Annotated in this window: 5 protein-coding genes and 1 tRNA gene; 4 read left to right on the forward strand and 2 right to left on the reverse strand. The window is 35.1% G+C overall.

Annotated features, from left to right (window positions below; genetic code table 11):
* The first annotated feature begins 198 nt into the window (after positions 1-198).
* Genes ETI37_RS07590 through ETI37_RS07605 form a run of 4 tightly spaced genes read left to right on the forward strand, consistent with a single transcriptional unit; the run spans position 199 to position 3,306 of the window.
* Positions 199-1,191 (forward strand): PTS sugar transporter subunit IIB, encoded by a 993-nt coding sequence (locus tag ETI37_RS07590; protein WP_022091332.1) that lies wholly within the window; start codon positions 199-201, stop codon positions 1,189-1,191.
* 17 nt (positions 1,192-1,208) lie between these two features.
* Positions 1,209-2,006 carry a PTS mannose/fructose/sorbose transporter subunit IIC gene (locus tag ETI37_RS07595; RefSeq protein WP_006586306.1) on the forward strand — a complete coding sequence of 266 codons (798 nt, stop codon included), beginning with the start codon at positions 1,209-1,211 and terminating at the stop codon, positions 2,004-2,006.
* Between the two features lie 23 nt (positions 2,007-2,029).
* The gene (locus tag ETI37_RS07600; protein ID WP_006586305.1) at positions 2,030-2,947 is read left to right on the forward strand and encodes a PTS system mannose/fructose/sorbose family transporter subunit IID; all 918 of its coding nucleotides are present in this window, start codon (positions 2,030-2,032) and stop codon (positions 2,945-2,947) included.
* A 2-nt stretch (positions 2,948-2,949) separates the two neighbouring features.
* Positions 2,950-3,306, forward strand: coding sequence for a DUF956 family protein (locus ETI37_RS07605; RefSeq protein ID WP_006586304.1), 357 nt, complete (start codon positions 2,950-2,952; stop codon positions 3,304-3,306).
* 48 nt (positions 3,307-3,354) lie between these two features.
* Here the strand turns inward: ETI37_RS07605 and ETI37_RS07610 are convergent, their stop codons facing one another.
* Positions 3,355-4,734, reverse strand: coding sequence for an amino acid permease (locus ETI37_RS07610; protein ID WP_006586303.1), 1,380 nt, complete (start codon positions 4,732-4,734; stop codon positions 3,355-3,357).
* A gap of 125 nt (positions 4,735-4,859) precedes the next feature.
* A tRNA-Arg gene (locus ETI37_RS07615) sits at positions 4,860-4,932 on the reverse strand.

Genomic DNA, 4,932 nt, shown 5'->3' on the forward strand with positions numbered 1-4,932 from the left:
GTCAGTTCGAATCTGGCAACCGGAGCAAACAAAAGACAGACCATTGAGGCCTGTCTTTTTTTGTCGTTTTTTATAATATTTATCTATATAGTTCAATTACTTTTTTATTATAAAATTCCAAGATAACGGTTACAAAATGTATACGGTTACGCTATAATAGAAAAGTATACAGTTATAATCTTGGAAGGAGGAAGCATGATGGTTGGAATAGTTCTAGCTAGTCATGGCGCCTTTGCTGAGGGAATTTCTCAATCTGCTGAAATGATTTTTGGTAAGCAAGAGAATTTTGGCTCAGCAATTTTAAAACCAGACGAAGGACCAGATGATGTTCGAAAGAAAATGGAAAATGTAATTAATTCTTTCGATAATCAAGATGAGGTGCTATTTTTAATTGATTTGTGGGGTGGTACCCCCTTTAACCAGGCAAACAAATTGCTTGAAGAACACGGTGGAAATTGGGCAATTGTTACAGGTCTTAATTTACCAATGGTTATTGAGGCTCTTAGTCAACGGTTTAGCTTAGATTCAGCTAAAGAAATTGCAACAGCAATTGTTGAACCTGCCAAAGATGGAATTAAGACAAAACCAGAATCTCTTGCACCTAAAGAATCTCAAAAAGTTGAAGTTAAGAATCAAGAACCTCAAGGAGATATCCCAGAAGGTACTGTTTTAGGTGATGGACATATTAAATATGTTTTAGCACGAATTGATTCACGGTTATTGCACGGCCAAGTTGCAACTGGATGGTCAAAAGCAATGAATCCAGATAGAATTATTGTTGTTAGTGATAATGTTGCTAAAGATGATTTGCGAAAAAACATGATTCGTGAAGCTGCTCCTGCTGGTATTAAAGCACATATTGTGCCAATTAAGAAAATGGTAGAAGTAGATAAAGATCCTAGATTCGGAGCAACAAAAGCTTTGCTTTTGTTTGAAAATCCTGAAGATGCACTTGAAGCCATTAAAGATGGAGTTCAAATCGATACTTTAAATGTGGGCTCAATGTCATATGCTGTTGGTAAAGTAAATTCTAATAGTGTGCTTTCTATGGATCAAAAAGATGTAGACACTTTTGAGGAACTAAAAAAAATGGGCATTAAATTCGATGTTCGAAAAGTTCCGAGTGATAGTCCTGAAAATATGGATTCTATTCTTAAGAAGGCTCAAAGCCTCCTTAATGAACAAAAATAGTAGGAGGATTTAGTTTCATGAATGCGATTCAAATGGTTTTAGTTGTATTCATTGCTTTCTTAGCAGGTATGGAAGGTATTTTGGATCAATGGCAATTCCATCAACCAATTATTTCATGTACATTAATTGGTTTAGTTACAGGTAATCTTACAACTGGTGTTATGCTTGGTGGTGCATTACAATTTATTGCTATGGGTTGGGCTAATATTGGTGCTGCAGTTGCACCTGATGCTGCTCTTGCTGGTGTTGCTTCTGCAATCATCATGGTTCAAGGACACCTTTCAACTGATAAAATTGGTACGGCTATTGGTATTGCTGTACCTTTGGCAGTTGCCGGCTTAGGATTAACAATGATTGTTCGTACACTTGCAGTTGCGATTTCTCATATCATGGATAAAGAGGCTGAAAAAGCAAATTATCAAGGAATCGAATTTTGGCAATTGGTTGCAACAGGGTTACAAGGCTTGAGAATAGCCATTCCAGCTGCTCTTTTGTTAGCAATTCCTTCTGAACTTGTTAAGTCTTGGCTTTCCGCAATGCCAGTATGGCTTTCCGCTGGTATGACCATTGGTGGTGGTATGGTTGTTGCTGTTGGTTATGCAATGGTTATTAATATGATGGCAAGCAAAGAGGTTGGGCCATTTTTCGCTATTGGATTTGCGTTAGCCGCAATTCAAGACTTAACTTTGATTGCATTAGGTGCAATTGGTGCTGCATTAGCTCTTATGTATCTAGCTCTTGAAGGTAAAGGTTCTAACAATTCAGGCTCAAAAGGTACTGGTGACCCTTTGGGTGATATTTTGGATAATTACTAAAAAGATCTAGGGAGGAAATTAAAATGGCAGAAAATCAAATCCATTTAACTAAAAGAGATCGCTTAAAAGTTATGTGGCGTTCTATGTTGCTTCAAGGATCTTGGAACTATGAAAGAATGCAAAATGGTGGCTGGGCTTATTCATTAATTCCAGCTTTACGTAAGTTATATCCTGAAAAAAAGGATTTAAAAGATGCACTTGAAAGACACTTGGTATTCTTCAATACTCACCCATATTTAGCTTCACCAATTTTAGGGGTAACTTTAGCATTAGAAGAAGAAAAGGCTAATGGGAAAGAAGTTGAAGATCAAGCTATTCAAGGTGTTAAAGTTGGTATGATGGGACCTTTAGCTGGTGTTGGTGACCCAGTATTTTGGTATACGGTACGGCCAATTGTAGGTTCATTAGGTGCTAGTTTAGCAGCTCAAGGAAATATTTTAGGTCCAATTTTGTTCTTTATTGTTTGGAACTTAATTAGAATTGCTTTCTTATGGTATTCTCAAGAATTTGGCTATCGCGTAGGTTCTGAAATTACTAAAGACTTATCAGGTGGATTGATGAGTAAAGTTACCCGTGGTGCTTCAATGATGGGTATGTTTGTATTAGGTGCTTTAATTGAACGGTGGGTATCAATTAAATTCTTACCTGTTGTTTCTAAGTCTCCACTTCAAAAAGGTGCATATATTGATTGGAGTTCATTACCTAAGGGTGCTAAAGGTATTCAACAAGCCTTAATTCAATGGCACGACCAAGGGCTATCTTTAACAAGCACAAAAGTCACTACTTTGCAAAATAACTTGGATAGCTTAATTCCTGGTCTTGCTGCATTATGCTTAACATTCTTGTGTATGTGGTTGTTAAAGAAGAAAGTATCACCTATTATCATTATTATCGGAATCTTTATTGTCGGGATTGCCGGACATGTTGTAGGTTTATTATAAAAATGGTTCAATCACTTAATACAACATCTGATTACGTAACGAAGGCAACTTGGCAACGAGGTATACCTTGTTATGGTCAAATTATGATTGGTGATAAAGGTTTTGAATTTTATAATGATAAAAATGTATTAGATTATATTCAAATTCCTTGGAATGAGATTACATATGTTGTAGCAGATGTCCATTTTAAAGGAAAATATATACCGCGATTTGAATTGAGAACACGGAATAATGGGAATTTTATTTTTTCAGCAAAACAACCAATATTTGTTTTAAAGGCAATAAGAAAATATATCCCAGCTGATCATATGAGACAGGCTTTGTCTTTGTGGCAAAAAATTAAGTTGAGATTTAAATAGCGCATAAAAAATGTCCAACTGTTAATTCAGTTGGACATTTTTTATGCTTTAATTAGATTCTTTTTCTCTGAAAAATTTGGTAATTGAGTAAAGAACTACAAATGCTATTAAAGCTGCAATCATTGGAATTCTAAATTTTTCTAAGTAAAGTAATAAACCAATCATTGCAATAAAGAAAGCTAAAACCAAGTAATCTAAGTATGGGAACAATGGCATTTGGAATGACTTTAAGTCTTTTCTAGGAGTTTCTTTTCTGTAACGTATATGAGTCAAAATCATTATTGCCCAAATAATTAGAAACATACTTGTTGAAGTAGCAGAAATAAAAGTAAACGCTGAATCACCAATAATTAAGGTAATTAAAGGTGCGCAGGCAATAATTAAAGATGAAAAGATTAAAGCATTACGTGGCACTTGAGTTTTGGATAACTTGCCAAAAGTTTTTGACCACTTAGATTTGCCATCAAAGTTTACTGAAAATAATAACCGACCTGCACTATATAAAAAACTATTGGTAGAAGAAATTGCAGCACTGATAACCACAAAATTAATTATAGAGCCAGCATCCTTAATTCCTGTAGCACTTAAAGCTTGGACAAATGGACTACTTGTAGTAGAAATCTTAGGCCACGGAATAGCAACTAAAATTGCTATAATCGCCATAACATAGAATAAAATTATTCTAATTGGTAATTGATCAATTGCTCGGGAAATTGTATTTTCTGGATCTTGTGCTTCTGCAGCAGTTAGCCCAATTAATTCAACTCCGATAAAACTGAAAATTACCATTTGGAAGCCTAGTAAGAATCCATGACTCCCTTTAGCAAAAAATCCGCCTCCCGCATTTAGATTAGCTAATGAAATATCGCCATATTTGGTTGATTCACCAATTATTAAAAAGTAGCCAATCATAACAACAAAAGCTAATATGGTTAGAATTTTTATAATTGCAAAACTAAACTCTAAATTTCCAAAAACTTTAGCAGAGATTAGATTTATTATTAGTAAAACAACCATTGTTATAAGTCCTGGAAGCCAAGTTGGTAAGTGTGGGAACCAATATTCAAAATAGATTCCTAATGCAGTTAATTCAGCCATGGCTAGAGTTAGCCAACTAATCCAATACAGATAGCCACTGATAAATCCAATATTTTTACCAAGATATTTTTCAATAAATTCAATATATGTATGCTTTTTTAAATCAGATAAGATCAATTCTCCGAGCGCACGCATAAGTAGGAAAAGAAAAAATCCTACTATAATAAAGATTAAAATTACGGAAGGGCCCGCTCGGTGAATGCTATCTCCAACACCCAAGAAAAGTCCAGTACCAATTGTTCCTCCCAGAGCAATTAGTTGTATATGTGAATTACTGAGCGTTCGACGATAACCAGTTTGTGACGCATTCGTCTCTTTTTCTTTTTTCATCAAGTCTCCCTTTCTGATATAGTAGTGTGGTTTACACTAAACCATGTAATATTATACCTAAAAGTAAGGAAAGATTTCATCTAAAAAGCAACAAAAAAACCTAGGATTAACCTAGGTTTGTATTATGCACCCTGTAGGACTCGAACCTACAACCTTCTGATTCGTAGTCAGACACTCTATCCAGTTGCGCTAAGGGTG

The sequence above is a fragment of the Lactobacillus mulieris genome (genome assembly GCF_007095465.1).
Lineage (GTDB): Bacteria > Bacillota > Bacilli > Lactobacillales > Lactobacillaceae > Lactobacillus > Lactobacillus mulieris.

Excerpts from the sequence above, each read along its gene's own strand:
- ETI37_RS07590 (WP_022091332.1), top strand. The coding sequence starts at position 199 with ATGGTTGGAATAGTTCTAGCTAGTCATGGCGCCTTTGCTGAGGGAATT.
- ETI37_RS07595 (WP_006586306.1), top strand. The coding sequence starts at position 1,209 with ATGAATGCGATTCAAATGGTTTTAGTTGTATTCATTGCTTTCTTAGCA.
- ETI37_RS07600 (WP_006586305.1), top strand. The coding sequence starts at position 2,030 with ATGGCAGAAAATCAAATCCATTTAACTAAAAGAGATCGCTTAAAAGTT.
- ETI37_RS07605 (WP_006586304.1), top strand. The coding sequence starts at position 2,950 with ATGGTTCAATCACTTAATACAACATCTGATTACGTAACGAAGGCAACT.
- ETI37_RS07610 (WP_006586303.1), bottom strand. The coding sequence starts at position 4,734 with ATGAAAAAAGAAAAAGAGACGAATGCGTCACAAACTGGTTATCGTCGA.